Here is a 24,248-nt window from a genome sequence, read left to right as displayed (position 1 = left end):
CCGTCGGACACCCTAAGTGTTTGTTTGGCCTCAGTAATTGGGCTATACTCTTGCGTTTCGTGTTCGAACACCCCGTTTTCGAGGAATTCACCCATGGTCGTAATCCGTCTGGCCCGTGGCGGCAGCAAGAAGCGCCCGTTCTTCAATATCGTTGCAGCTGATTCGCGCAACCGCCGCGACGGCCGTTTCATCGAGCGTATCGGCTTCTACAACCCGCTGGCTTCGCAAGGCGAAGAAGGTCTGCGTCTGGCGCAAGACCGCCTGACCTACTGGCAAGGCGTTGGCGCCCAACTGTCGCCGACCGTCGCCCGTCTGGTCAAGCAGGGCGCCAAGGCCGCTGCCTGATTTTCGCTGTCTGATTTTCACTACCGCTAGTCTGCCGTGGCCACGTCCGCGCGCGGCACGCAACGGCGGCCGTTGAACCTGCCGCCCGGTGCCACCGGGAAAGGGGCCGGGACCGGCACGCCGCGCGAGGTGCGCGAGGTGCGCGAGGTGCGTATCCCCGCCGCGCTGGTGCATGCACAAGCCCTGCCCGAAGACCTGATCGAGGTCGGCTATGTCGCCGCGGCGTATGGCGTGCGCGGCTGGATCAAGGTCCAGCCCCATGCCCAGGATGCCGGCGCCTTGCTGCATGCCCGGCGCTGGTGGTTGCTGCAGCCCGAAGCTCCGGCTTCGAGGCCGGTGGCCCAGTCCGCGGCGCGCGATGCGGAACCGCTGTGCCTGAAGATCGCCCAGTCGCGCGAGCATAGCGGCACGGTGGTGGCGCAGGCGTCCGGTGTGGCGGACCGCAATCTGGCCGAGGCGCTCAAGGGGCGCCGCGTCTGGATCCGGCGCGAGGATTTCCCCGCGCCCGAAGAGAACGAGTTTTACTGGGTCGATCTGATCGGCTGCACGGTGAGCAACGAACAGGGCGAGGCCCTGGGCGAAGTCGCCGGGCTGATCGACAACGGCGCCCACCAGATCCTGCAGGTTGCCTACGCGCTGCCGGACGGCAAGCCGGGCGAGCGTCTGATTCCCTTCGTCGACGCCTATCTGCGCCACGTCGATATCGACGGCAGGCGCATCGTGGTGGACTGGGGACTGGACTACTAGCCACGGCACCAAGGGCGGCAAGGCAACGGCAGGTAATGGCGGCAATGGAACAGGAGTGAGACGGATGCAGTTCGACGTGATCACGCTGTTCCCGGAGATGTTCCGCGCGCTGACCGACTGGGGCATCACCAGCCGGGCCGCCAAGCAGCAGCGCTATACGCTGCGCAGCTGGAATCCGCGGGACTTCACCACGGATAACTACCGCACCATCGACGACCGTCCCTACGGGGGCGGACCCGGCATGGTGATGCTGGCCAGGCCGCTGGAAGATGCCATCGACGCCGCGGTGGCGGCGCAGGCGGATGCCGGTGCCAGCCCTGCCCACGTGGTGCTGATGTCGCCGCAGGGCGCGCCGCTGACGCACGCCAAGGTGGTCGAGCTGGCGCGGCGCCCCGGACTGGTGCTGATCTGCGGCCGCTACGAGGCGATCGACCAGCGCCTGATAGACCGCCGCGTAGACGAGGAAATCAGCCTCGGCGATTTCGTGCTGTCGGGCGGGGAGCTGCCGGCGATGGCGCTGATCGACGCGGTGGTGCGGCTGCTGCCCGGCGTGCTGGGCGATGCGCAATCCGCGGTGCAGGACAGCTTCGTCAACGGGCTGCTCGATTGTCCGCACTACACGCGGCCCGAGGAATACGAAGGCGTGCGGGTCCCCGACATTCTGCTCGGCGGCCATCACGCCGAGATCGAAAAATGGCGGCGCCGCCAGGCGCTGGCCAATACGGCGCGCAAGCGGCCCGACCTGATCGAGTCCGCGCGCCGTCAAGGTTTGCTGACCAAGGCCGACGAGAGCTTCTTGTCGGAGTGGGCGGCGAAGGAAGGGCGGGGGCAAGCCTCCGCCAGTTGAAACCCCATCCTCTGTCGGGGCCGCGCCATCAGGCGAGGCATGCAACGCCGGCACGATGGCACAGGAGAAGAAACGATGAACATCATCGAGCAGATCGAGAAGGAAGAGATCGCGCGTCTGACCGCGAACAAGACCATCCCCGCATTCGCGCCGGGCGACACCGTCGTCGTCAACGTGAACGTGGTCGAAGGCAACCGCAAGCGCGTGCAGGCTTACGAAGGCGTGGTGATCGCCAAGCGCAACCGTGGCCTGAATTCGTCCTTCATCGTGCGCAAGATCTCGTCGGGTGAGGGCGTGGAGCGTACGTTCCAGCTGTACTCGCCGCTGATCGCCGGCATCGAAGTCAAGCGTCGCGGCGATGTGCGCCGTGCCAAGCTGTACTATCTGCGCCAGCGTTCGGGCAAGTCCGCTCGCATCAAGGAAAAGCTCGTCACCAAGGCCTCCAAGGCCGCGGTCGCTGCCGAGTAAGACGCAGCGCATGGCCGGCCACGCCGGCCGGAGCGATCGACGGGGTTCGCGCCCCGTCTTCGAGGGCACCTTCGGGTGCCCTTTTTGCATGGTGGCCCCATGGCCGCCCACATCGTGGCCATGCCGCCGTCTCGCCGGGCCACCGATGCGCCGCGGCGACCTCTGTCATACTTGTGCCGCTATGCGCCCCGCCTTCGATCCCGAAGCGCTGCCGATCGTCTCCGTCGACAGCCAACATCCACCGCTTTCCGAGCCGCGCCTGCGGCCCGACTTCATCCGCCATCGTTTCCTGACCCCGCCGGCCTGGCAGCCCGAGCTGACCGACGAGTCGCGCGCCTACGATCCCAGGCAGAGCCTGCGCGACGCCGCGGTGCTGGTGCCGCTGGTGCAGCGCGCCGACGGCCTGACCGTGCTGCTGACGCAGCGCAACGCCAATCTGAGCGCGCACGCGGGGCAGATCAGCTTTCCCGGCGGCCGCTGGGAGCCAGAGGACGCCAACCGGGTCGCCACCGCGCTGCGGGAAACCGAGGAGGAGATCGGGCTGGGACGGGATTACATCGAGGTGCTGGGCGCGCTGCCGGACTACATCACCGGCACCGGTTTTCATGTCAGCCCGGTCGTGGGCCTGGTGCGCGATGGCTTCACGCTGCGCCCCGATGCGCGCGAGGTCGCCGATGTGTTCGAGGTGCCGCTGGCCTTCCTGATGGATCCGTCGCGCCATCAGCGGCGGCTGTTCCGCTGGGTCGACGGCGAACGGATGTTCTATGCGATGCCGTATCCGCGCGAAGGCGGAGGCCACCGCTTCATCTGGGGCGCGACCGCGGGCATGCTGCGCAATCTGTACCACCTGCTGGCGGCCTAGCGCGCGGGCGCATGCCTTGCGACGGCGTGCAGGCAATCAGGCCCGCGCCGCTTTCCCTTCCTGCTTCGATTCGGACTCGCGCTGCGCCGCACGGTCGGCATGGCAGTGCGGGCAGCTGACGCCCACGACGTAGTGCGGGCTCTGCTGCTCCTCGGGCGTGACCACGGCCCGGCAGGCAAAGCACTGCTTCGGTCCGGCCGGCTGCAGTTCGGGATTGAGCGCGGTGCGGTAGTCGAAGACGAAACAGTCGCCGCGATAGTGGCTGCCGCCGACCTCCTCGAAGTACTTCAGGATGCCGCCCTCGAGCTGATAGACGCGTTCGATGCCGGCCTGCTGCATATGGATCGCGCCCTTCTCGCAGCGGATGCCGCCGGTGCAGAACGACACCACGGTCTTGCCGGCGAACTCGTCCTTGTGCTCGGCGACCACCGCCGGGAAATCGCTGAACTTCTGCAACCCGTAGTCGACGGCCTGCTCGAAGGTGCCGACCGCGACCTCGAACGCATTGCGCGTGTCGAGCATCACCACGGGCCGGCCCTCGTCGTCATGGCCCTGGTCGAGCCAGCGCTTCAGGTCGGCGGGGCGTACCGACGGCGCGCGGCCTTCCTCCGGCCGGATCAGCGGCATCTTCATCGTGATGATCTCGCGCTTGATCCGCACCAGCATCCGCTTGAACGGCTGCGTTTCCGACAGGCTCTCCTTCGGTTCGAGGTCGGCGAAGCGCGGATCGGCGCGCAGCCAGCCCACCACGTCGTCGATGCCTTCGCGGCTGCCGGCCAGGAACAGATTGATCCCTTCGGGGGCGAGCAGCACGGTGCCCTTGAGCCCGGCCGCTTCGCAGCGCTCGCGCAGGGCCGCGCGCAGCGTCTCGATGTCGTCCAGCGTGACGAACTTGTAGGCGGAAATATTGACGATCTGCATGGACTGCGGCATGGACTGCGGAGGATGGCGTGGCGGCATGTCGGACGCGCCGGCGATGCACCGGATGAAGCGCCGGAGAAGGCGCCGGGACAGGTCCGTGGACCGCGCCGCGCAGCCACCCGCTGCCGCCATTAACTGCCTGACTGGAAACGCGAAATTATAGCGGTTCGGGCGGACGGACGGCACCGCGCCCGCCGGCCCGATCGCCGCGCAACCGCATCCGGATGCGGATTTCGTTGCCCGCCGGCGGCCCGGCAAACAGCCTGCGCCGGTACAATGGCGCCCATGTCTTCGCCCCGCTTCGTACATCTCCGTCTCCATTCCGAATACTCGATCGTCGACGGCATCGTCCGCCTCGAGGATGCGGTCAAGGCCGCCGCCGCCGATGGCATGGGCGCGCTCGCGCTGACCGACCTGGCCAATGCGTTCGGCCTGATCCGCTTCTACAAGGAGGCGCGCGGCGGCGGCGTCAAGCCGATCGTCGGCGCCGACGTCTGGCTGACCAACGCCGACGATCGCGACAAGCCGGCGCGCATGCTGCTGCTGGTGCAGGACCGGCGCGGCTATCTGAACCTGTGCGTGCTGCTGTCGCGCGCCTGGCTGTCGAACCAGTACCGCGGCCGCGCCGAACTCGAGCCCGGCTGGTTCGAGGAACCCGGCGAGGACGGCCTGCCGCTGTCGACCGGCCTGATCGCGCTGTCCGGCGCGATGGGCGGCGACGTGGGGCAGGCGCTGGCCAACGGCAACGAGGCGGCCGCGCAGCGCGCGGCCCGGCACTGGGCCACGGTATTCCCGCAGCGCTACTACATCGAACTGCAGCGCGCCGGCCATCCCGGTACCGAGGCTTATGTGCAACGCGCGGTCCAGCTCGCTGCCGCGCTGCAGCTGCCGGTGGTCGCGACGCATCCGGTCCAGTTCATGACCCCCGACGACCATACCGCGCACGAGGCGCGCGTCTGTATCGCCGAGGGCGAGCTGCTGGCCAATCCGCGCCGCGCGCGCCGCTTCACCACCGACCAGTATTTCAAGACGCAGGACGAGATGTGCGCGCTGTTCGCCGACATCCCGTCGGCGCTCGAGAACGCGGTGCAGATCGCGCGGCGATGCAACCTGACGCTCGAGCTCGGCAAGCCGCGCCTGCCGCTGTTCCCGACGCCGGACGGCATGTCGCTGGACGACTATCTGGTGCACATGTCGAAGGAAGGGCTGGAGCGCCGTCTCGAAGTGCTGTTCCCCGACGAGGCGACGCGCGAGGCCAAGCGTCCCGAGTACTACGCGCGGCTCGAGTTCGAGACCGGCATCATCATCAAGATGGGGTTCCCCGGCTACTTCCTGATCGTGGCCGACTTCATCAACTGGGCCAAGAACAACGGCGTGCCGGTCGGTCCGGGGCGCGGCTCGGGCGCCGGCTCGCTGGTCGCCTACGCGCTCGGCATCACCGACCTCGATCCGCTGAAGTACGCGCTGCTGTTCGAGCGTTTCCTGAATCCGGAGCGGGTGTCGATGCCCGACTTCGATATCGACTTCTGCCAGCACGGCCGCGATCGCGTGATCCAGTACGTCAAGGAGAAGTACGGCAAGGACGCGGTGTCGCAGATCGCCACCTTCGGCACCATGGCCGCCAAGGCCGCCGTGCGCGACGTCGGCCGCGTGCTCGATCTGGGCTACAACTTCGTCGACGGCGTGGCCAAGCTGATCCCGTTCAAGCCGGGCAAGCTGGTGACGATCGAGGAGGCCAAGAAGGAAGAGCCGCTGCTGACCGAGCGCGAGAACAACGAGGAGGAAGTGCGCCAGCTGCTCGAGTTGGCGCAGCGCGTCGAAGGCATGACCCGCAACGTCGGCATGCACGCGGGCGGCGTGCTGATCGCGCCGGGCAAGCTGACGGACTTCTGTCCGCTGTACACGCAGGGCGGCCAGAACGACGGCATGAGCGGCGTGGTCAGTCAGTACGACAAGGACGACGTCGAGGCCGCGGGCCTGGTCAAGTTCGACTTTCTGGGCCTGACCACGCTGACGATCCTTGACTGGGCCGAGCGCTATATCCGCCGGCTCGATCCGGGCAAGGCCGACTGGAACTGCAGCCAGATCCCGCTCGACGATCCGGCCGCCTTCGACATCCTGAAGTCCGCCAACACGGTGGCAGTGTTCCAGCTGGAAAGCCGCGGCATGCAAGGCATGCTCAAGGACGCCAAGCCCGACCGCTTCGAGGACATCATCGCGCTGGTGTCGCTGTACCGCCCCGGCCCGATGGACCTGATCCCGAGCTTCTGCGCGCGCAAGCACGGCCGCGAGAAGGTGGAATATCCTGACCCGCGCGTCGAACCCGTCCTGAAAGAGACCTACGGCATCATGGTCTATCAGGAGCAGGTGATGCAGATGGCGCAGATCATCGGCGGCTACTCGCTCGGTGGCGCCGACCTGCTGCGCCGCGCGATGGGCAAGAAGAAGCCCGAGGAGATGGCCAAGCATCGCGAGCTGTTCCGCGAGGGCGCCGCGAAGAACGGGCTGTCGTCCGACAAGGCCGACGAGATCTTCGACCTGATGGAGAAGTTCGCCGGCTACGGCTTCAACAAGTCGCACGCCGCCGCCTATGCGCTGCTGGCCTACTACACGGCCTGGTTGAAGGCGCATCATCCGGCCGAATTCATGGCGGCCAACATGTCGCTGGCGATGGACGACACCGACAAGGTCAAGATCCTCTACGAGGATTGCCGCGCCAACGGGCTGCGCGTGCTGCCGCCGGACGTCAATGCCAGCGAATACCGTTTCGCCCCGACCGATGCGAAGACGATCCGCTACGGTTTGGGCGGCATCAAGGGCTCGGGCCAGGGCGCGATCGAGGACATCCTGCGCGCGCGCGAGGAACGGCCTTTTACCGACCTGTTCGACTTCTGCGAGCGCGTCGACCGCCGCCAGGTCAACCGCCGCACGATCGAAGCGCTGATCCGCGCCGGCGCCTTCGACACGCTGCATCCGAACCGCGCCCAGCTGCTGGCCTCGGTGCCCCGCGCGATGGAGGCCGCCGAGCAGAAGGCCGAGTCGGCCAACCAGGTGTCGCTGTTCGACCTGATGGCAGACGATGGCGACGCGCACCGCCCGGAGCTGATCGACGAGCCGGCGTGGACGCCCAAGCGCACGCTGCAGGAAGAAAAGCAGGCGCTCGGCTACTACTTCTCCGGCCACCTGTTCGACGCCTATCGCGACGAGGTGCGGCGCTTCGTCAAGGGCACGCTGGCGGCGCTGGAAAAGGAAGTGCAGGGCAACGGCGGCGGCTATGGCCGCGACGTGCGCGGCAAGATGGTCGCCGGCGTGATCACCGGCATCCGCACCCAGATGACCCAGCGCGGCAAGATGCTGATCGTGCTGCTCGACGACGGCACCGGGCAGATCGAGATGACGGTGTTCAACGAGGTGTTCGACGCCAACCGGCACATGTTCCGCGAGGACGAGCTGCTGATCGCGCAGGGCAACGCGCGCCACGACACCTTTACCGGCGGCGTGCGCTTCACCGCGGAAACGGTGATGGACCTGACCACCGCCCGCATCCGCCATGCGCGCGCGCTGAAGCTGTCGCTGAACGGCAATTCGTCGACCGCGATGCTGCGCGAGCTGCTGACGCCGCACCTGGCCGCCTCCGCTGGCGCGGCGGGCCTGCCGGTCTGCATCCAGTACGCGAGCGCCTCGGCGGTCTGCGAGGCGGTGCTGGGCCAGGCCTGGCAGGTGGTGCCGTCGGATGACACGCTGGCGGCACTGCGGGCGGCGCTGTCGCCGGAGTGCGTCAGTACGTTGTACGAGTGAGGGGCAGCGAGTCGGCAAGACGCGCGCCTTGTCGATAACGGCCGTTATCGGCCCCCTCTCCCGCTGGCGGGAGAGGGTAGGGGAGAGGGAACAGGGCGGGTCAACGAGCGTCGAGGGTTACAGGAAGCGCCCGCTTCCCTCTCCCCCAACCCCTCTCCCGCAAGCGGGAGAGGGGAGTACCGAAGCCCCTCAGCGCTTCACCCCTTCACCCCTTCATCCCTTTCACCAGATTCCCCAGCGCGAAGAACGGCGCATAGATGCCGGGGCAGGCGGCATAGAGGAACATCCGCAGCCGGTGGCCCAGCCGCACGTCACGCGCGCGCAGCAGCAGCCGCAGCCGCTCGCCGTTGCTGCTCGCGGCGAAGATGTCGCGCGTGAAGGTCTCGCGGGCCAGCTTGCCGGCCTTGTGGCGGCGCATCGCGTCGCCGGCGCCGGCCAGCTCGGCGTCCTGGATGAACTGCAGCGTCTCGGCCAGCGAGCTGCGGTTGGTCAGCTGGATGCGCCTGACGAAGTCGGCCGGCGTGCGCCACTTGCGCTTGCCCGAGACGCCGCCGCGGCGATAGCGCACCAGCGGCCGGCGCAGCGTGATGGCGCCGCCGCCGAGCACCGCGCGCAGCGTGGTGATCTGGTCTTCGGAGATCATGCCGGGCGCGATCGGGCCGAAGCGTTCGAACTGCCGGCGCGTCCAGGTATGCGAGGCGCCGATGACGACCGGCGGTTCGGCGATCCAGCGATCGACGCTGTCATAGATGCCGAGCTCGCTGTGCGCGATGGTGCCGTGGTCGACGCCCTCGTAGTCCATGTCGATCAGGTCGCTGGCGATCAGGTCCGGCTTGCGGCCGTGCGCGAGCCAGGCCTGCGCGACCTCGCGGCAGCGCGTCGGCAGCGAGATATCGTCGCCGGCGGCGACGAAGATCAGCTCGCCGTGCGACAGCTCGACCAGCTGGCTCAGATGCCCGCTGATGCCGAGGTTGACCGGGTTGCGCCGCAGCGTCACGCGATGCGGGCCGGCGTAGCCCTGCAGCGCCCGCTGCGCGGCGGCGAAGGTGTCGTCGGTCGAGGCGTCGTCCGAGACGATGATCTCGAGGTCCGGGTAGTCCTGGGCCAGCGCGCCGGCGATCGCGTCGGCGATGAAGCGCTGCTGGTTATAGGTAATGAGCAGCAGGGTCGCGGACGGCCACACGCGGTCCCGCGCATTCGCCGCGTCCGCCGTGTCACCTGCGTCCGCCGTCGCCCGCACCTCGCCGCCATTCGCCGTACCGCTCATCCTCGCTTCCTCTCTGCTTGCCAATCTGCTTGCTGTCCGCTCGCCACCCGCGGGTGGCCCCATCGCGGCAAGGCCGAACGATACCATGCCGATCCGGCCCCCCAACGCAGGGAGGGGGCGCAAGGGGCAACGGTATAATGCGCCGCGTGGCGCCCCCCCGGCCGCCCTTTGTTTTCGGCTCATGGCCAATGTGCCCGCCAACGCCGTTCCGGCGCCGATCCGTATTTCACCCCATGAGCATGCATCGTGTTTCCATCGGTGTCGCGGCGATTGCCGCGGCGCTGTCCCCTGTGCTGATGCTGACCCTGCAGGGCGGCACCGGCTACTGCTTCTTCGTCGTGCTGGCCTTCAGCCTGCTGTGGCTGAGCCAGGCCGAGAACCGCCGCCAAAGCCGAGAGCTGTTGCTGCGCTACAAGTGGTACGTCGTGGCGATGACGGCCTATCCGCTGGCGATCGGCCTGCAGGCACTGCTGACCGGCGAGGTGCCGTCACGCGCGTTCGATTCGCCGTCGCGGCTGCTGCTGTCCGTGCCGATCTTCCTGCTGCTGGCCGCGGTGCCAGCCGAGCGGCTGCGGCCGTTTCAGTGGGGCTGCGTGGTCGGCGCGCTGGGCGCGTGCTTCTGGTCCGTGCTGATCCTGTTCTCGCCGGCCGAGTGGGTGATGTCCGGCCGCGCCGGCAATCCCTTCACCAACCCGATTCCGTTCGGCGACACCGCGCTGGTGCTCGGCTTCATGGGCGCGATTCCGCTGGCCGAACGGGGCCGCCCGCGCTGGGAGCAGGTGCTGCGCCTGCTCGGCCTGGCGGCCGGCTGTTATGCCTCGTACGCCTCGGAGAGCCGCGGCGGCTGGATCGCCATTCCGGTGATGCTGTGGGTGCTGCTGTGTCGCTTCGACCTGGCTCGCATGCGTCCGCGCCGGCTGATGCTGGTGTTCGCCGCGTCGCTGACGCTGGGGGCGATGGCCGCGCTCAATACGCCGGTGGTGCAGAGCCGGATTGCCGCCGCGACCTCGGACTTCGAGCGGCTGGCGCAGGGCGATGCCGACACCTCGATCGGCTTGCGGCTGCAGCTGTGGCAGGCGGCCTGGACGCTGTTCGAGCGGGAACCGGCGCTGGGCGTCGGCAAGGGCACGCTGAAGGACAATCTGCAGGTGCTCGCCGAGCGCGGCGAGGCCTCGCCGGCGATCGTCCATCCGCACGCGCACAACGAGCTGTTCTCGACGCTGGCCGAGATGGGGCTGCTGGGCCTGGCGGCGCTGCTGCTGCTGTACTACGGCTCGGCGATCTATTTCTGGCGCCATCGCCATTCGGCCGATCCCGACATCGCCACCGCGGCCGCGATGGGCCTGGTGCTGTCGCTGGGCACGGTGGTGTTCGGTCTGACGATCGACGTCTTCACGCTGGTGATGAACACCGCGTTCTTCGGGCTGACCTCGGCGACACTGCTGGGCATCATCGCCAATCGCACGCGGCAGCTGGAACTCGCTGCCCCGGCGGCGGGCCCGCCGCGCTCGACGAACGCGTAACCGTTCAGGCGCCGCCGAGCCGCAGCAGCGCATCGAGATGCGCCGCCGGTTCCGGGTTGTAGCGCAGATGCCGGCGCGGCTCGGCGATGCGCGCGCCGCCGTCCTTCGACCACGCGGCGGCCTCGCGCATCGCGGCGGCGATTGCCGCCACGTCGCTGCGCGGGAAGCGCCGCGCCACCGCATCGTCCATCACCTCGAGGCATGCGATATTGTCGGCCAGCAGCACCGGCGTGCCGCACAGCACCGACTCGATGCCGACCAGCCCGAACGGCTCGTAGCTCGAGGCGAGCACGGTGAAATCGGCCGCGGCATAGAGCTCGGCCATATTGGCGCAGTAGCCCAGTTCGCGCACGCCGGGCAGCGTCTTGCCGACCGGCCGGCCGGCGACGGCGAGCGTTGCATCGAGGCCGCTGTCGGCCAGCGCGCGGGCCAGCACATCGAGGCCCTTGCGGGAGTGGTCGGACGACGGGAACAGGAACACCGGCGTGTCGCCAAAGCCGAAGCGCTGGCGCAATGCCGCGCGTGCGGGGTCGTCGACCGGACGGAAGCGCGCGGTGTCCACCGGCGGATAGAGCAGGGCGAGCCGGTCGGCCGGCACGCCATAGAGCTCGGCCAGTTCGTCGGCCATCAATCGAGAATGCGCGACCACGCGGCGCGCGGCCGCATAGTGGCGCGATTCCAGTTCGATCTGGCGCCGGTCCCAGAAGGTCGGCGCGCGTCCCGATGCGCGCAGGTAGCCGCGATGGGTGCCGCCGCAGACCGCCAGGTCGGCGCCGACCACGCGGTTGCAGCCGATCAGCAGATCGCAGTGGCGATGCGCGTCGCGCATGCCCCACGAGAACGCGGTGTCACGCATCTTGCCGGGCAGCCAGCGCACGCGCACCAGATGCCGGTCGACCTGGCCGTACTCGGGAATGTCGCCGTCGAAGCGGCGCGCGAACACCGCGGGGCGCTCGCCGCGCGCGATCAGTCCGCGCGCCAGGTCCAGCGCATAGCGTTCGAAGCCGCCGCCCTTGCCGAAGCGGTTGCAGGAGATGCCGATCTTCATGGACACGGATATCGGGACGGGAGAAAAGCCATGGCTGCGGGTCGTTGGCCGTTCATTGGCCGCCGGGCTGCTGCCGGCCCAGGTACCACAGCTTCAGGTATTTGTAATAGCTCGCCTGCGCGTTCATCAGCGCGACGCCGAAGCCCTCGGCGCCGTCGAGAATGCTGCGCCGAAGCAGCCAGGTCCGCAGGAAGGCCCACAGGCCGTGGCCCGCGGCGGCCAACGGCGACGAACGCTTGCCGCGGCTGAATGCCTGGCGGGCGCCGGCCGACGAATAGCTGTCGATCTTGCGCAGCACGTCCGAGTAGTCGCGATAGCTGTAGTGCGTCAGCGGTTCGCGCAGCCGGCCGAGCCGGCCCTGCACGATCAGGCTCTCGTGCACCAGCGCATCGCTGAAGCGCCCATGGCCGCGGCGCACGAGCCGCGTCACATAGTCGGGATACCAGCCGCCATGGCGGATGAAGCGGCCGCAGAACTGCGACAGCCGCGGCATCTCGTAGCCGTCGGCGCTGTCGCTGGCGATCGCCGCGAGGATCTCGTCGCGCAGCGCGGGGCTGACGCGCTCGTCGGCATCGATGCTGAGGATCCAGTCGCCCGTCGCGGCGTCGACCGCGCGGTTCTTCTGCGGCCCGAAGCCGGGCCAGTCTTCGGTCTGGATCACGCGCGCGCCCATGTCCCGGGCAATCGCCGGGGTGGCGTCCGCGCTCATGCAATCCACTATAATCGCCTCGTCACACCACTTCACGCTCTCCAGACAGGCCTGGATATTGTGGGCTTCGTTGCGGGTGATGATGACGACGGAGAGTTTCATTGACGTGGTCGTATGGCCTGCTGTATGACGCGACCGAGCCGCGATCCGACCGCCATCGGCACGGTATCGCCCCGGTCGAGCGCGGCGCCATTGTACCCCGGCCCCTGCCGGCCTCTGCGCCGGGCCGACCCCGCCGGTGCCCGCTTCCGGTCTCCGGCCCGGGCTCACCGGCGCCTCTGATTATTCCGAAGGAGTGTTCTTGTCCCGCCCATCGACGCCAGGTGTGCAAACCATGCCCGCCCGACTCTGGTCCTACCTGCGCCCGGAGTTGCGCATCTTCATCGCGGCCATCATTGCGATGGCCGTCGTGGCCGCCAGCGAAGGGGTGATCCCCAAGGTCGTCAACGATCTGCTGGACAAGGGCTTCGGCGGCGACTACGCCGGCAAGCTGTGGCATGTGCCGGCGATCCTGACCGGCGTCGCGCTGATTCGCGGCCTGGCGCAGTTCGCTTCCGGCTATCTGCTCAGCCTGATTTCCAATCGCGTGCTGCTGAAGATGCGGCTGCAGATGTTCGAGCGGATGCTCCATGTGCCGGCGATGTTCTTCCATCGCAATACCGCGGCGTCGCTGATCAATGCGGTGATCTTCGAGGTCAACCAGGTGCTGCAGATCCTGACCAGCGTCTTCATCACGCTGGTGCGCGACTCGCTGACCGTGGTCGCGCTGTTGATCTACCTGTTCTACACGAACTGGCGGCTGACGCTGATCGTGGCGGTGATCCTGCCGGTGATCGGCTACCTGATGTCGAAGATCAACCGGCGCCTGCGCAAGCTCAATCGCGAGCACCAGACGCTGACCAACAGCGCCGCCTACGTCGTCGAGGAAGCGGCCGGCGGCTTCAAGGTGGTCAAGCTGCACGGCGGCGAGACCTACGAACTGGCGCGCTTTCGCGCGATGGCCGAGCGGCTGAAGAACTATTCGATGCGGATGGCGGTCGCGGGCGGGCTGAATCAGCCGGTCACCGCGTTCCTGGCGGCGCTGGCGCTGTCGGTGATCATCACCATCGCGATGGTGCAGGCGCAGGGCAATCAGACCACCATCGGTGGTTTCACCGGTTTCGTGATGGCGATGCTGCTGCTGATCTCGCCGCTCAAGCACCTGACCGACATCAACCAGCCGCTGACGCGCGGCATGACCGCCGCCGAAATGATCTTCCGGCTGATCGACGAGCCGGTCGAGCCGCAGCACGGCGGACTGCCGCTGGAGCGCGCGCGCGGCGAGCTGGTGTTCGACCGCGTCGGCTTCCGCTACGGCGATGCCGGGCGCCCGGCGCTGCAGGACGTGTCGCTGCGCGTCAGCCCCGGCGAGGTGCTGGCGCTGGTCGGTCCGTCCGGCAGCGGCAAGACCACGCTGGTCAATCTGGTGCCGCGCTTCTTTGATCCGACCGAAGGGCGCATCCTGCTCGATGGCCAGCCGCTCGATGCGCTGGCGCTGAAGGACCTGCGCCGCCAGATCGCCTTCGTCAGCCAGGACGTGGTGCTGTTCAACGACACCGTCGCCGCCAACGTGGCCTATGGCGTGCACTCGGCCGACCAGATCGACCTGGCGCGGGTCGAACGCGCGCTGGAGGCCGCCTATCTGACCGACGTGGTCAAGGGGCTGCCCGAGGGCCTGCAGACCAATATCGGCGACAACGGCATGAAGCTGTCCGGCGGCCAGCGCCAGCGCCTGGCGATCGCGCGCGCGCTGTACAAGGACGCGCCGATCCTGATCCTGGACGAGGCCACCTCGGCGCTCGATTCGGAGTCCGAGCGTCAGGTCCAGGCCGCGCTCGAATCGCTGATGGTCGGCCGTACCACGCTGGTGATCGCGCACCGGCTGTCGACCATCGAGAACGCCGACCGCATCGCGGTGCTGGACCAGGGCCGCATCGCCGAGCACGGCACCCATGCCGAACTGCTGGCCGCCAACGGCCTGTACGCGGGGCTGCACCGCATCCAGTTCGCCACGCAGTAAGTTGGCCTCGCAGTAAGCCGGCCGGGCAGTAAGCCGGCCGCGCGCTTGGGCGCCGGCCGGCGAGGCTTGGCGTGCCGCCGTGGCTGGCCGATACTGTCGCAGGCCCCGCACACCGCGCGGGGCCATGCCGACAGCCGGATCAACCGGAACCCACCGAGGAGACCACGATGAGCGAATCGCAGCAAGCCAGTCCGTCCTCGACTGCATCGGCCGACAGGCCGATCAGCCGCTACCCCGTGCCGACGCTGGAGCAGGTGCCCGACGATATCCGCGAGCGGATCCTGGCGGTGCAGGAGAAGGCGGGCTTCGTGCCCAATGTCTTTCTCGCGCTGGCGCACCGGCCGGCCGAGTTTCGCGCCTTCTTCGCCTATCACGACGCGCTGATGGACAAGGAGGGCGGGCTGACCAAGGGCGAGCGCGAGATGATCGTGGTCGCCACCTCCGGCGTCAACCAGTGCCTCTATTGCGTGGTCGCGCACGGCGCGATCCTGCGCATCTACGAGAAGAAGCCGCTGCTGGCCGACCAGGTCGCGGTCAATTACCGCAAGGCCGACCTGCCGCCGCGCCAGCGCGCGATGCTCGATTTCGCGATCAAGGTCTGCCAGGCCTCGCACGAGATCGACGAGGCCGATTTCGAGGCGCTGCGCCCGCACGGCTTCTCCGACGAGGACGCCTGGGATATCGCCGCGATCACCGCCTTCTTCGGCCTGTCCAACCGGATGGCCAACACCATCGGCATGCGTCCCAACGACGAGTTCTTCCTGATGGGACGCGTGCCGAAGGCCAAGCCATAAACCGCTTCCGGGACCGGCAAACCGCTTCCGGGACCGGCCGTCTCGCCCGCGGACGGCGGATGCCGTCCGCTCCCGACCTGCAAGGAGATTGCATGCCAAGGATCGTCGACCGATCGTTTCTTTCCTCGCTTCTTTCCTCGTGGCTTTCGCGCCTGACCAGCACCGGCCGGCTGGCCTGCGCCGCGACCGGCGCGGCCATGCTGACCGCCTGCGCCAGCGAACCGCCGCCGGGCCCGCCGCCGCCGCCGATGGGCGGCGCGGCCACGCCGCAAGGCTGCGCCGCCGACAAGCTTGCCGACGACGCGCTGGTCGGCAAGCCCGAGGCCGAGGCGATCGCGCTGCTGGACGGCTGCGCCTGGCGCATCGGCCAGCGCGACGCGCAGCAGTTTCCCGGCACCATGGATTACCGTCCGGACCGCCGCACGCTCGGCATCGCGGGTGGGCTCGTGGTCTGGGTCAAGCGCGGCTGAACGTCGGCATGCCAATGCCGACGTTGGTGGACCAATTGCAATAGGGCACGGCGATTGCGAAAGCAACCGCGCCCTCGATTGCGGATGATCCGAGTCTTGCTTGCGGTGACGGTTCGCCGAACCGGATCACCGCATCCTTCCCCGGTCAATTCGCCAACATCGAGGCTGTCACATGAGAGTCGGGCACCGCGTTAGTCTCCCGCAATCGCCATCGCAACCCACGCGCACGGCGTCCGTGCCGTCCCATCCGGGTCGAGCGCCCCGCAACGCCCCCGCGATTGGCGCCCAGCAAGCCGCGCCGCTGTTGCCCGCATGGCAGGCGCCGCAGGCTCCGGCAGCGCCCCGGCTGGCGGAGCGGCTCAAGAGCGGGCTCTGGTGGCTCGTGCGGGCGCGCGGGATGCCCCAGGCTCCGGTGCCGGGCGCCGGTCGCATTGTTGGCCGCGTGCTGGTCAGGGCAGCGCAGTGCGCGGTGGTTGGCGGCGTCGCCTGTGCCATCGTCATGACTGGCATGGCGATCCCCGCCCTCTTCGCGGCAGCGGGGATCGTTGCGTTGGTGGGGATGTGCGCGGCGCTCGGATACGTGGCCGGCAAGCTGCCTGGCGCGGCTGGCAACTTTGATATGCATCGGCCGCGGACTGGCGGCACCGGCGGCGGTCGGGCCGAATGATCGCTCGCACGGCGCCGGCGACGGTCGCGTTTCGGGCCGGCCGGCGCGCGGCCAAGTTCCGCCCTGATTGCCGCGTTGATTGCCGCCCTGATTGCCGCCCTATTTGACCTGCGCGCACATGCCGCTGCCCGGGTCGAACATCACCGGCCACGCTTCCTCGTAGATTCCCGGCGTGCAGCGCTTCTGGCAATTGGCATGCGCCAGCGTGACGCGCCGCGGATCCTGCCAGACCATCAGCTTGCAGCCGCTGTCGTCGCGTGCCACCAGCTCGATATGCGGGGCCTTCTGGACCTGCCGGAACTCGCTCAGTTCGAAGGCGCACGAGCCGCGGCGCCGCGGCACCCACAGCTTCCAGTTCAACGCATGCACCTCGTTGGCGATCACGCGCACCCGCGCCTCTTCGCGAAAGCCGTCGTCCTCGGTGCGGCTGCAGTAGCCGGCCAGTTCGATCACGCGCGCAGCGATCGGTGGCGGCGGGGCGGGGGTAACCTGGCGTTCGGGCGCGGCCGGCGGCAATGAGGGCGCGCGTTTCGCCAGTTCCTGCACGGGCGCGCAGCCCTGCATGCCGGCAATCGCGATCAGCATCGCGCCGATCCACGGCGCGCCTTGCCGAATCCAGAACTGTCCGGCCGTTGTCGATTGCCGCCCCGTCATGGTCCGCTCCTGCCGTGCTCTTGCTGTATTCGTTATAGGGGATCGGGACGGCAATGACATGCGGTCAGACCCTAGTGGAAATCCGCACGGGACACGCTACATCAGGATGATGTCGTACTGCTCCTGATGAAAGGTCGATTCGACCTGCAGCGAAATCGGCTTGCCGATGAAGTCGCCAAGCATCGCCATATGCTGGCTTTCCTCTTCGAGGAAGAGGTCGATCACTTCCTGCGAGGCCAGGATGCGGAACTCGCGCGGATTGAACTGGCGCGACTCGCGCATGATCTCGCGCAGGATCTCGTAGCAGACCGTGCGCGGCGTCTTGACCTGCCCCTTGCCCTGGCAGACCGGGCACTGCTCGCACAGCACGTGCGCCAGCGATTCGCGCGTGCGCTTGCGCGTCATCTCGACCAGGCCCAGCTGCGAGAAGCCGTTGACGGTGATGCGGGTGCGGTCGCGCGACAGCGCGCGCTTCAGTTCCGACAGCACCGCGTCGCGGTGCTCGGCGTTCTCCATATCGATGAAGTCGATGATGATGATGCCGCCCAGGTTGCGCAGCCGCAGCTGGCGCGCGATCGTGTGCGCCGCTTCCAGGTTGGTCTTGAAGATCGTGTCGTCGAAATTGCGGGCGCCGACATAGCCGCCGGTGTTGACGTCGATCGTCGTCATCGCCTCGGTCTGGTCGATCATCAGATACCCGCCGGACTTCAGGTCGACGCGCCGCGACAGCGCGCGCTCGATCTCCGCGTCGATATTGAACAGGTCGAAGATCGGCCGCTCGCCGGTGTAGTGCGACAGCCGCGGCAGCACCGCCGGCGTGTATTCCTGCGCGAACTCGACCAGCTTCTGGTAGTTCTCGCGCGAGTCGACCTGGATCACGCCGGTGGCGTCGTTGACGAAATCGCGCAGCACGCGCTGCGCCAGGCTCAGGTCCTGATAGAGCAAGCTGGGCGCCGGCAGCGTGGTGGCGTTGAGCCGGATCGCGCCCCAGATCTTGCGCAGGTAGGCGATGTCGTTGCCCAGCTCCTCGTCGGTCGCCTCCTCGGCGATGGTGCGCACGATGAAGCCGCCGCGTTCGTCCTCGGGCACCAGCCCCTGCACGCGGGCGCGCAGCGCCTCGCGATCGACCTCGCCCTCGATGCGCTGCGAGATGCCGATATGCGGGTCCTGCGGCAGATAGACCAGCGTACGGCCGGCGATGCTGACCTGGGTCGACAGCCGCGCGCCCTTGGTGCCGATCGGGTCCTTGATCACCTGCACCATCAGCGCCTGGCCTTCGAACAGCGTCTTCTCGATCGCCAGCTGCGTGCTGCCGTTGCGGTCCGGCTCGCGCCGGTGCCAGATATCGGCCACGTGCAGGAAGGCGGCCCGCTCCAGCCCGATGTCGATGAAGGCCGACTGCATGCCGGGCAGCACGCGCACGACCTTGCCGAGATAGATGTTGCCGACGAGTCCGCGCGTCAGCGTACGTTCGACATGAAGCTCCTGCACCGCGGCCTGCTGCACGATGGCCACGCGCGTTTCCTGCGGGGTGATATTGACGAGGATGTCTTCGGTCATGTTGTGTGCGATCCGTCGCCGGCTGGCTGGCTCCGCCGACGGTTGTCGGTGGCGGCGGAGCAGGTTGGTTCCCTGGATGCCGGGCGGCGCGGTCGGCGGGAGAACCGCGGCTTTGCCTGATCTGGCTAGGCGTTGCCCGGCGTTGTCCGGACCTGCGCGGCGGTGCGCTTCAGAAGCGCAGACCGGCCTGTCGCAACAGCGCCGCGGTCTCGAACAAGGGCAAGCCCATGATACCCGAATAGCTCCCCGCGATCCGCTGCACGAACTCGGCGGCGCGGCCCTGGATGCCGTACGCCCCCGCCTTGCCGAGCGGCTCGCCGCTGGCCACGTAGCGCGCGATCTCGTCGTCGCCCATCGTGCGGAAGCTGACCTCCGAGATCGACAGCGCATGGTGCGCGCCCAGCGTCGAGACCACGGTCACCGCGGTCAGGACCCGATGCGTGGTGCCGGACAGCGCCGCCAGCATCGCGGCGGCGTCGTCGGCATGCTCGGGCTTGCCCAGGATGCGGCCGCCCAGGCAGACCGTGGTGTCGGAGGTCAGGATCGGCGCGTCGGGCAGCGCGCGGCGCTCGCGGCGGCGCAGCGCGGCCTCGGCCTTCAGCGCGCAGACGCGCTGCACGTAGTCGTCCGGCGTTTCGCCGGGCAGCACTGCCTCGAGCGCCTCGGCGTCTTCGTCGTCATCGGGCAGCAGCAGCTGGTAGGAGACGCCGAGCTGGGTCAGCAGTTCGCGGCGGCGCGGACTTTGGGAGGCGAGGTAGAGGACGTCGTGGAGCACGATGGCACGGAAGGGCAAGCCGGGACGAACGCAGCGGCCGGCGCACCGGCTCTGCATGGATCAGACCCGATGGTAAGGGTGGTTTTGCGTGACCGTCCAGGCACGGTACAGCTGCTCGGCCAGCAGCACGCGGACCATGCCGTGCGGCAGCGTCAGGCTGGACAGCCGCAGCAGCGTCTGCGCGCGCGCCTTCAGCAAGGGATCGAGCCCGTCCGCGCCGCCGATCAGGAAGGCGACGTCGCCGCCCTCGCGCTGCCAGCCGGTCAGCTGGTCGGCCAGCTGCATCGTGGTCAGGTCGCGGCCGCGTTCGTCCAGCGCGACGATGCGGCACTGGCGCGGCAGCGCCGCCTCGATGCGTGCGGCCTCGCGCTGCATCACGGTCGCCGCGTTATTGCTGGCGGTGCGCGCCTCGGGCTTGATCTCGCGCAGCACGATGCGCAGCTCCGGCGGCATGCGCTTGGCATACTCGGCGAAGCCGGCTTCGATCCAGGCCGGCATCTTGTGTCCGACCGCGACGATCAGCAATTGCACGGCGACGCGCTGCAGCGAGGGCGGGCCTGGCTCAGGCCGAGCGGGTGGCGCGCTTGCGCGGTGCCGCGGTCTTGGCGGCGGCGCTGCGCGTGGTGGTGGTCCTGGCCGCGGTGCGGGTGCCCGTACCGGTTCCCGTCTTTGCCGCCGTCTTGGGGGCGCTCCTGGTGGCGGTCTTGGCCGCAGTCTTGGTCGCAGTCTTGGTCGCAGTCTTGCGCGCGGCGCCGGTACCGCTGCCGGTGCCCGTGCGGGCCGGCGCCTTGCGCGCCGGCGCGGCGCCGCTGACGCTGGTGGTGCGGGCGCGGGCGACCGGCTTGCGCTGCGTCGCGATCGCGTCCGGATCGGTGTCCTCGTGACCCATCGGCGGCGACGGTTCCTTCATGCCTTCGGGCAGCCGGGCCAGTGCCGGGCGTTCGCCGACCGCGCGGCGCGTGCGGGCGCGCGGTGCGTTGTCTTCCTCGTCCTCGTCGATCGGCTCGCTGGCCTTGATCAGGCCCTTGGCCGCGCTGCCGAGCTTCATCCGCACCGGCTTGTCGCCCCAGATCTCTTCGAGGTTGTAGTACTGGCGCAACTGCGGCTGCAGGATGTGCACCACCGCATCGCCGCAGTCGACCAGCACCCATTCGCCGGTCTCCATGCCTTCCACCGCGACGATGTGGCCGCCGGCTTCCTTGACGGTGTCGCGTACCGAGGCGGCCAGCGCCTTGGTCTGCCGGTTCGAGGTGCCGCTGGCGATCACCACGCGGTCGAACAGTTCGGTCAGGTGCGAGGTGTCGAACACCTTGATGTCCTGTGCCTTGACGTCCTCGAGGCCATCGACGATGGCGCGTTGCAGTTTGCGAATATCCATGGTGCCTTGGTGGTGCCCTTGTATTTGGTCAGCGAGGGATCGGTGGCCGTGGCCGCGTCCCGGGCCAGTGCCAAGGCCGGCCCGGTTCCACGGTCCTGCTCAGTCCTGGCGATAGAGTCCGTGGGTGGCGATGTAGTGTGCCACGCCCGGGGGGAGTTGGTCATCCGCGCGCTGGCCGGCCGCGAGGCGCTGGCGCAGGGCGGTGGAGGAGAGGTCGACGGCTAGCGTCTGGTCGATCCACATCCGGCCGGAGGGCGTGGATTGTATCAGGTGCGCGTCGGCGCGGCGTTGGGCCAGCGCGTCGCGTACCGGGCCGTCGAGCTGGTCCAGCGCGAAGCCGGGCCGGGTCGCCACGCACAGATGGACGTAGTCGAGCAGATCCTGCCAGCCATGCCAGGTGTGCAGGCGCAGCAATTGGTCGGCGCCCATCAGCCAGGCCAGCGAGGCCTCGGCGCCGACCTGCTCGCGCAGCTGGCGCACCGTGTCGATGGTGTAGCTGGGGCCGGCGCGATCGACTTCCATGCGGCTGGCGTGGACCCGCGCCGGCGCGTCGGCCAGCGCCGCGGCGGCCAGCTCGGTCATCGCCAGCCGGTCCGCGGCCGGCGTCACGTCGTTGCCCTTCTGCCACGACTGGCCGGTCGGGATCCACAGCAGCTCGTCCAGCTGCAGATGCTCGATGCACAGCCGGGCCAACGCCAGGTGGCCGACGTGCGGCGGGTCGAAGGTGCCGCCGAGGATGCCGAGGCGCCAGGGGCGGCCGTGCGGGGCCGGGGCGGGATCGGGATCGTCGGCCGGGGCCGGCCGGATCGGCGCGCTGGCGGCGGGGCGGGTGGTGTTCATCGGTGAGGTTCGGAGCCGGTTCAGACCCAGTCGCGTGCCGGCAGGAAGTCGGTGTACAGCGCCGCTTCGGCGCTGCCCGGCTCGGGCTGCCAGTCGTAGCGCCAGGCAGCCTGCGGCGGCATCGACATCAGGATCGATTCGGTGCGGCCGCCCGATTGCAGGCCGAACAGCGTGCCGCGGTCGAACACCAGGTTGAATTCGACATAGCGGCCGCGGCGATAGGCCTGGAAGTCGCGTTCGCGCGGGCCATAGGGCGTGTCCTTGCGCGCCTGCAGGATCGGCAGGTAGGCGTCGAGGAAGCCGTCGCCGACCGCGCGCATCATCGCGAAGCTGTCGTCGAAGCCGAGCGCGGAGAAGTCGTCGAAGAACACGCCGCCGACACCGCGCGCCTCGCCGCGATGCTTCAGGAAGAAGTAGTCGTCGCACCAGCGCTTGAAGCGCGGATACAGCTCGGCGCCGAAGGGATCGAGCGCGCGCTTGCAGGTCGCGTGGAAATGCCGGCAGTCGTCGGCATGGCCGTAGTAGGGCGTCAGGTCCATGCCGCCGCCGAACCACCAGACCGGCTCGGCGCCTTCCTTGACCGCCAGGAAGCAGCGCACGTTCATATGGACCGTGGGCACGTAGGGATTGCGCGGATGGAACACCAGCGACACGCCCATCGCCTCGAAGCCGCGGCCGGCCAGTTCGGGCCGGTTGGCGCTGGCCGACGGCGGCAGCGCGTCGCCGCGCACGTGCGAGAAGCCGACGCCGGCGCGCTCCATCACCGCGCCGCCTTCGAGGATGCGGGTGCGGCCGCTGCCGCGCAGGCGTTCGGTCGGCGGCTTTTCCCAGGCATCGGTGGCGAACGGCTGCCCGTCGATGGCGGCGACGGCCTCCGTGATGCGGTCTTGCAGATCCAGCAGATAGGCGCGGACCGCCTGGGAATCGATCATCAGCATGGTCAGGATTGTAGCCGCTGCCCCGTCATGGTGCGGCGGGACCGGCACGCGGGGGGCTGCCTCAGGGCCTTTTTCCCCTCTCCCGCGTGCGGGAGAGGGGTGGGGGAGAGGGCAAGGGCGGTGGTGTCACGACGATATTCGAAACCACCCCCTCTCCCCCTGAGGGGGAGAGGGAGAACAACCGGATGCCGGCGCGAAGGGGGAGAGGGAGAACAACATCGGCTGGAGCCATGTCGGCGAGCCGACGGAGCACCGATTCGTCAGCGCTTGATCGCCCGATATCCGATATCCGAGCGGTACTGCATGCCGTCGAAGTGGATCTGCTGGGCGGCCGCGTAGGCCGCGCGCTGCGCCGCCTTGACGGTATCGGCCAGGCCCACCACGCACAGCACGCGGCCGCCGGCGGTCAGCAGCTTGCCGTCGGCCAGCGTGGTGCCGGCGTGGAAGGTCACGCTATCGTCGGTCTCGGCCGGGATGCCGGTGATCAGGTCGCCCTTGCGTGGCGCATCCGGGTAGCCATGCGCGGCCATCACCACGCCCAGCGCGGTGCGGCGGTCCCAGTCGAGTTCCACCGCGTCGAGCCGGCCATTGACCGCGTGCTCCATCACGTCGAACAGGTCGGTCTTGAGCCGCGCCATGATCGGCTGCGTCTCGGGATCGCCCATGCGGCAGTTGAATTCGAGCGTCTTCGGGTTGCCTTCGCTGTCGATCATCAGGCCGGCGTAGAGGAAGCCGGTGTACGGGATGCCGTCCTTCTCCATGCCGCGCACGGTCGGCATGATGATTTCGCGCAGCACGCGCGCATGCAGCGCCGGCGTGACCACCGGCGCCGGCGAATAGGCGCCCATGCCGCCGGTATTGGGGCCGGCATCGCCGTCGAGCAGCCGCTTGTGGTCCTGGCTGGTCGCCAGCGCCAGCACGTTGGCGCCATCGACCATCACGATGAAGCTGGCCTCCTCGCCCTCGAGGAATTCCTCGATGACCACGCGCGCGCCGGCATCGCCGAGCTTGTTGTCGGCCAGCATCATGTCGACCGCGGCGTGCGCCTCTTCCAGCGTGGTGGCGACCACCACGCCCTTGCCCGCAGCCAGGCCGTCGGCCTTGATCACGATCGGCGCGCCCTGCGCGTCGATATAGGCGTGCGCCTCGCCGGCATCGGCGAAGGTTTGGTAGGCGGCGGTCGGAATCTGGTGCCGGTGCATGAAGGCCTTGGCGAAGTCCTTCGACGACTCGAGTTGCGCGGCGGCCTTGCTCGGCCCGAAGATCCGCAGGCCCTGCGCGCGGAACACGTCGACGATGCCGGCCGCCAGCGGCGCCTCGGGACCGACCACGGTGAAATGCACGCCCTCCTGCCGGGCAAACTCGGCCAGCGCCGCCGGATCGGTCACCGGGACGTTCTGCAGCCGCTTGTCCAGCGCCGTGCCGCCGTTGCCCGGCGCCACGTAGACGACCTGCACCTTGGGCGACTGGGCCAGTTTCCAGGCCAGCGCGTGTTCACGTCCGCCCGAGCCGACAACCAATACTTTCATGATCCACTGCCAGAAGATAAAGCTTTGGGGAGGGCGGCCGCCGCATTGC

Annotated in this window: 23 protein-coding genes; 11 read left to right on the top strand and 12 right to left on the bottom strand. The window is 68.7% G+C overall.

Going from position 1 to position 24,248, the window contains the following annotated elements:
* Nucleotides 1–93 precede the first annotated feature (93 nt).
* The 5 genes from rpsP (at nucleotide 94) to M1D55_RS20725 (ending at nucleotide 3,269) form a co-directional block, all read left to right on the top strand.
* The gene (gene rpsP, locus M1D55_RS20745) at nucleotides 94–345 is read left to right on the top strand and encodes a 30S ribosomal protein S16 (RefSeq protein ID WP_006577009.1); all 252 of its coding nucleotides are present in this window, start codon (nucleotides 94–96) and stop codon (nucleotides 343–345) included.
* Nucleotides 346–381: 36 nt separating this feature from the next.
* Entirely contained in the window at nucleotides 382–1,092 is a 711-nt protein-coding gene (gene rimM, locus M1D55_RS20740; RefSeq protein WP_064572974.1) for a ribosome maturation factor RimM, read from the top strand.
* A 64-nt stretch (nucleotides 1,093–1,156) separates the two neighbouring features.
* Nucleotides 1,157–1,939, top strand: coding sequence for a tRNA (guanosine(37)-N1)-methyltransferase TrmD (trmD, locus tag M1D55_RS20735; RefSeq protein WP_064572976.1), 783 nt, complete (start codon nucleotides 1,157–1,159; stop codon nucleotides 1,937–1,939).
* A gap of 75 nt (nucleotides 1,940–2,014) precedes the next feature.
* Nucleotides 2,015–2,407: a 50S ribosomal protein L19 gene (rplS, locus tag M1D55_RS20730; protein WP_006577006.1), complete on the top strand. Its 393-nt coding sequence runs from the start codon at nucleotides 2,015–2,017 to the stop codon at nucleotides 2,405–2,407.
* 181 nt (nucleotides 2,408–2,588) lie between these two features.
* A complete protein-coding gene (locus M1D55_RS20725; RefSeq protein WP_006577005.1) occupies nucleotides 2,589–3,269 on the top strand; it encodes a CoA pyrophosphatase in 681 nt (226 codons plus the stop codon).
* A gap of 36 nt (nucleotides 3,270–3,305) precedes the next feature.
* Here the strand turns inward: M1D55_RS20725 and M1D55_RS20720 are convergent, their stop codons facing one another.
* Nucleotides 3,306–4,190: a sulfurtransferase gene (locus M1D55_RS20720; RefSeq protein ID WP_052511446.1), complete on the bottom strand. Its 885-nt coding sequence runs from the start codon at nucleotides 4,188–4,190 to the stop codon at nucleotides 3,306–3,308.
* 285 nt (nucleotides 4,191–4,475) lie between these two features.
* Between M1D55_RS20720 and dnaE the strand changes: the two genes are divergently transcribed.
* A complete protein-coding gene (gene dnaE / locus M1D55_RS20715; protein ID WP_456281718.1) occupies nucleotides 4,476–7,988 on the top strand; it encodes a DNA polymerase III subunit alpha in 3,513 nt (1,170 codons plus the stop codon).
* A gap of 205 nt (nucleotides 7,989–8,193) precedes the next feature.
* On the opposite strand, the gene M1D55_RS20710 is transcribed toward dnaE, so the two are convergent.
* On the bottom strand, nucleotides 8,194–9,255 hold the full coding sequence (locus tag M1D55_RS20710) for a glycosyltransferase (protein ID WP_456281717.1): 1,062 nt from the start codon (nucleotides 9,253–9,255) through the stop codon (nucleotides 8,194–8,196).
* A 239-nt stretch (nucleotides 9,256–9,494) separates the two neighbouring features.
* On the opposite strand from M1D55_RS20710, the gene M1D55_RS20705 reads away from it, so the two are divergent.
* Complete coding sequence (locus tag M1D55_RS20705; RefSeq protein WP_456281716.1) at nucleotides 9,495–10,778, top strand: O-antigen ligase family protein; 1,284 nt, start codon at nucleotides 9,495–9,497, stop codon at nucleotides 10,776–10,778.
* Nucleotides 10,779–10,782: 4 nt separating this feature from the next.
* Here M1D55_RS20705 and M1D55_RS20700 read toward each other — a convergent pair whose 3' ends face one another.
* Together M1D55_RS20700 and M1D55_RS20695 are read right to left on the bottom strand one after the other, a co-directional pair.
* Nucleotides 10,783–11,826 carry a glycosyltransferase family 4 protein gene (locus tag M1D55_RS20700; RefSeq protein ID WP_232204764.1) on the bottom strand — a complete coding sequence of 348 codons (1,044 nt, stop codon included), beginning with the start codon at nucleotides 11,824–11,826 and terminating at the stop codon, nucleotides 10,783–10,785.
* A gap of 52 nt (nucleotides 11,827–11,878) precedes the next feature.
* Nucleotides 11,879–12,637: a glycosyltransferase family 2 protein gene (locus M1D55_RS20695; RefSeq protein ID WP_456281715.1), complete on the bottom strand. Its 759-nt coding sequence runs from the start codon at nucleotides 12,635–12,637 to the stop codon at nucleotides 11,879–11,881.
* 232 nt (nucleotides 12,638–12,869) lie between these two features.
* Here M1D55_RS20695 and msbA point away from each other — a divergent pair, with 232 nt between their 5' ends.
* The 4 genes from msbA to M1D55_RS20675 all read left to right on the top strand — a co-directional run bounded on the left by msbA (nucleotide 12,870) and on the right by M1D55_RS20675 (nucleotide 16,525).
* Nucleotides 12,870–14,594, top strand: coding sequence for a lipid A export permease/ATP-binding protein MsbA (msbA, locus tag M1D55_RS20690; RefSeq protein ID WP_232204762.1), 1,725 nt, complete (start codon nucleotides 12,870–12,872; stop codon nucleotides 14,592–14,594).
* A 167-nt stretch (nucleotides 14,595–14,761) separates the two neighbouring features.
* Nucleotides 14,762–15,388, top strand: a complete 627-nt coding sequence (locus tag M1D55_RS20685; RefSeq protein WP_064572986.1) for a peroxidase-related enzyme — start codon at nucleotides 14,762–14,764, stop codon at nucleotides 15,386–15,388.
* Nucleotides 15,389–15,585: 197 nt separating this feature from the next.
* A complete protein-coding gene (locus M1D55_RS20680; RefSeq protein ID WP_223819805.1) occupies nucleotides 15,586–15,858 on the top strand; it encodes a hypothetical protein in 273 nt (90 codons plus the stop codon).
* 304 nt (nucleotides 15,859–16,162) lie between these two features.
* On the top strand, nucleotides 16,163–16,525 hold the full coding sequence (locus M1D55_RS20675; RefSeq protein WP_456281714.1) for a hypothetical protein: 363 nt from the start codon (nucleotides 16,163–16,165) through the stop codon (nucleotides 16,523–16,525).
* A gap of 99 nt (nucleotides 16,526–16,624) precedes the next feature.
* On the opposite strand, the gene M1D55_RS20670 is transcribed toward M1D55_RS20675, so the two are convergent.
* The 8 genes from M1D55_RS20670 to purD all read right to left on the bottom strand — a co-directional run bounded on the left by M1D55_RS20670 (nucleotide 16,625) and on the right by purD (nucleotide 24,199).
* Complete coding sequence (locus tag M1D55_RS20670) at nucleotides 16,625–17,110, bottom strand: hypothetical protein (RefSeq protein WP_043439705.1); 486 nt, start codon at nucleotides 17,108–17,110, stop codon at nucleotides 16,625–16,627.
* A gap of 165 nt (nucleotides 17,111–17,275) precedes the next feature.
* Nucleotides 17,276–18,739 carry a ribonuclease G gene (gene rng, locus M1D55_RS20665; RefSeq protein WP_023264366.1) on the bottom strand — a complete coding sequence of 488 codons (1,464 nt, stop codon included), beginning with the start codon at nucleotides 18,737–18,739 and terminating at the stop codon, nucleotides 17,276–17,278.
* A gap of 169 nt (nucleotides 18,740–18,908) precedes the next feature.
* On the bottom strand, nucleotides 18,909–19,571 hold the full coding sequence (locus tag M1D55_RS20660; RefSeq protein WP_456281713.1) for a Maf family protein: 663 nt from the start codon (nucleotides 19,569–19,571) through the stop codon (nucleotides 18,909–18,911).
* A gap of 3 nt (nucleotides 19,572–19,574) precedes the next feature.
* Complete coding sequence (gene rlmH, locus M1D55_RS20655; RefSeq protein WP_232204759.1) at nucleotides 19,575–20,045, bottom strand: 23S rRNA (pseudouridine(1915)-N(3))-methyltransferase RlmH; 471 nt, start codon at nucleotides 20,043–20,045, stop codon at nucleotides 19,575–19,577.
* Nucleotides 20,046–20,076: 31 nt separating this feature from the next.
* The gene (gene rsfS / locus M1D55_RS20650) at nucleotides 20,077–20,892 is read right to left on the bottom strand and encodes a ribosome silencing factor (protein WP_456281712.1); all 816 of its coding nucleotides are present in this window, start codon (nucleotides 20,890–20,892) and stop codon (nucleotides 20,077–20,079) included.
* Nucleotides 20,893–20,991: 99 nt separating this feature from the next.
* Complete coding sequence (locus M1D55_RS20645) at nucleotides 20,992–21,732, bottom strand: nicotinate-nucleotide adenylyltransferase (RefSeq protein WP_456281711.1); 741 nt, start codon at nucleotides 21,730–21,732, stop codon at nucleotides 20,992–20,994.
* A 20-nt stretch (nucleotides 21,733–21,752) separates the two neighbouring features.
* Complete coding sequence (hemF, locus tag M1D55_RS20640) at nucleotides 21,753–22,664, bottom strand: oxygen-dependent coproporphyrinogen oxidase (RefSeq protein WP_043440327.1); 912 nt, start codon at nucleotides 22,662–22,664, stop codon at nucleotides 21,753–21,755.
* 266 nt (nucleotides 22,665–22,930) lie between these two features.
* Nucleotides 22,931–24,199: a phosphoribosylamine--glycine ligase gene (gene purD, locus M1D55_RS20635; protein ID WP_064572999.1), complete on the bottom strand. Its 1,269-nt coding sequence runs from the start codon at nucleotides 24,197–24,199 to the stop codon at nucleotides 22,931–22,933.
* Nucleotides 24,200–24,248 lie beyond the last annotated feature (49 nt).

The sequence above is a fragment of the Cupriavidus sp. JZ107 genome, assembly GCF_053903255.1.
Note: the sequence above shows the minus strand (reverse complement) of the source record. Positions and strands in the feature narration are given on the sequence as shown.

Bases quoted from the DNA above. Each gene is read 5' to 3' on its own strand.
- trmD (WP_064572976.1), top strand. From the start codon at position 1,157: ATGCAGTTCGACGTGATCACGCTGTTCCCGGAGATGTTCCGCGCGCTG.
- M1D55_RS20670 (WP_043439705.1), bottom strand. From the start codon at position 17,110: ATGCTGATCGCGATTGCCGGCATGCAGGGCTGCGCGCCCGTGCAGGAA.
- rng (WP_023264366.1), bottom strand. From the start codon at position 18,739: ATGACCGAAGACATCCTCGTCAATATCACCCCGCAGGAAACGCGCGTG.
- dnaE (WP_456281718.1), top strand. From the start codon at position 4,476: ATGTCTTCGCCCCGCTTCGTACATCTCCGTCTCCATTCCGAATACTCG.
- M1D55_RS20700 (WP_232204764.1), bottom strand. From the start codon at position 11,826: ATGAAGATCGGCATCTCCTGCAACCGCTTCGGCAAGGGCGGCGGCTTC.
- rplS (WP_006577006.1), top strand. From the start codon at position 2,015: ATGAACATCATCGAGCAGATCGAGAAGGAAGAGATCGCGCGTCTGACC.
- M1D55_RS20680 (WP_223819805.1), top strand. From the start codon at position 15,586: ATGCTGACCGCCTGCGCCAGCGAACCGCCGCCGGGCCCGCCGCCGCCG.
- M1D55_RS20725 (WP_006577005.1), top strand. From the start codon at position 2,589: ATGCGCCCCGCCTTCGATCCCGAAGCGCTGCCGATCGTCTCCGTCGAC.
- M1D55_RS20645 (WP_456281711.1), bottom strand. From the start codon at position 21,732: ATGAACACCACCCGCCCCGCCGCCAGCGCGCCGATCCGGCCGGCCCCG.
- rsfS (WP_456281712.1), bottom strand. From the start codon at position 20,892: ATGGATATTCGCAAACTGCAACGCGCCATCGTCGATGGCCTCGAGGAC.
- hemF (WP_043440327.1), bottom strand. From the start codon at position 22,664: ATGATCGATTCCCAGGCGGTCCGCGCCTATCTGCTGGATCTGCAAGAC.
- msbA (WP_232204762.1), top strand. From the start codon at position 12,870: ATGCCCGCCCGACTCTGGTCCTACCTGCGCCCGGAGTTGCGCATCTTC.
- M1D55_RS20695 (WP_456281715.1), bottom strand. From the start codon at position 12,637: ATGAAACTCTCCGTCGTCATCATCACCCGCAACGAAGCCCACAATATC.
- M1D55_RS20660 (WP_456281713.1), bottom strand. From the start codon at position 19,571: ATGCAGAGCCGGTGCGCCGGCCGCTGCGTTCGTCCCGGCTTGCCCTTC.
- M1D55_RS20710 (WP_456281717.1), bottom strand. From the start codon at position 9,255: ATGAGCGGTACGGCGAATGGCGGCGAGGTGCGGGCGACGGCGGACGCA.
- rpsP (WP_006577009.1), top strand. From the start codon at position 94: ATGGTCGTAATCCGTCTGGCCCGTGGCGGCAGCAAGAAGCGCCCGTTC.
- M1D55_RS20685 (WP_064572986.1), top strand. From the start codon at position 14,762: ATGAGCGAATCGCAGCAAGCCAGTCCGTCCTCGACTGCATCGGCCGAC.
- purD (WP_064572999.1), bottom strand. From the start codon at position 24,199: ATGAAAGTATTGGTTGTCGGCTCGGGCGGACGTGAACACGCGCTGGCC.
- M1D55_RS20705 (WP_456281716.1), top strand. From the start codon at position 9,495: ATGCATCGTGTTTCCATCGGTGTCGCGGCGATTGCCGCGGCGCTGTCC.
- M1D55_RS20720 (WP_052511446.1), bottom strand. From the start codon at position 4,190: ATGCAGATCGTCAATATTTCCGCCTACAAGTTCGTCACGCTGGACGAC.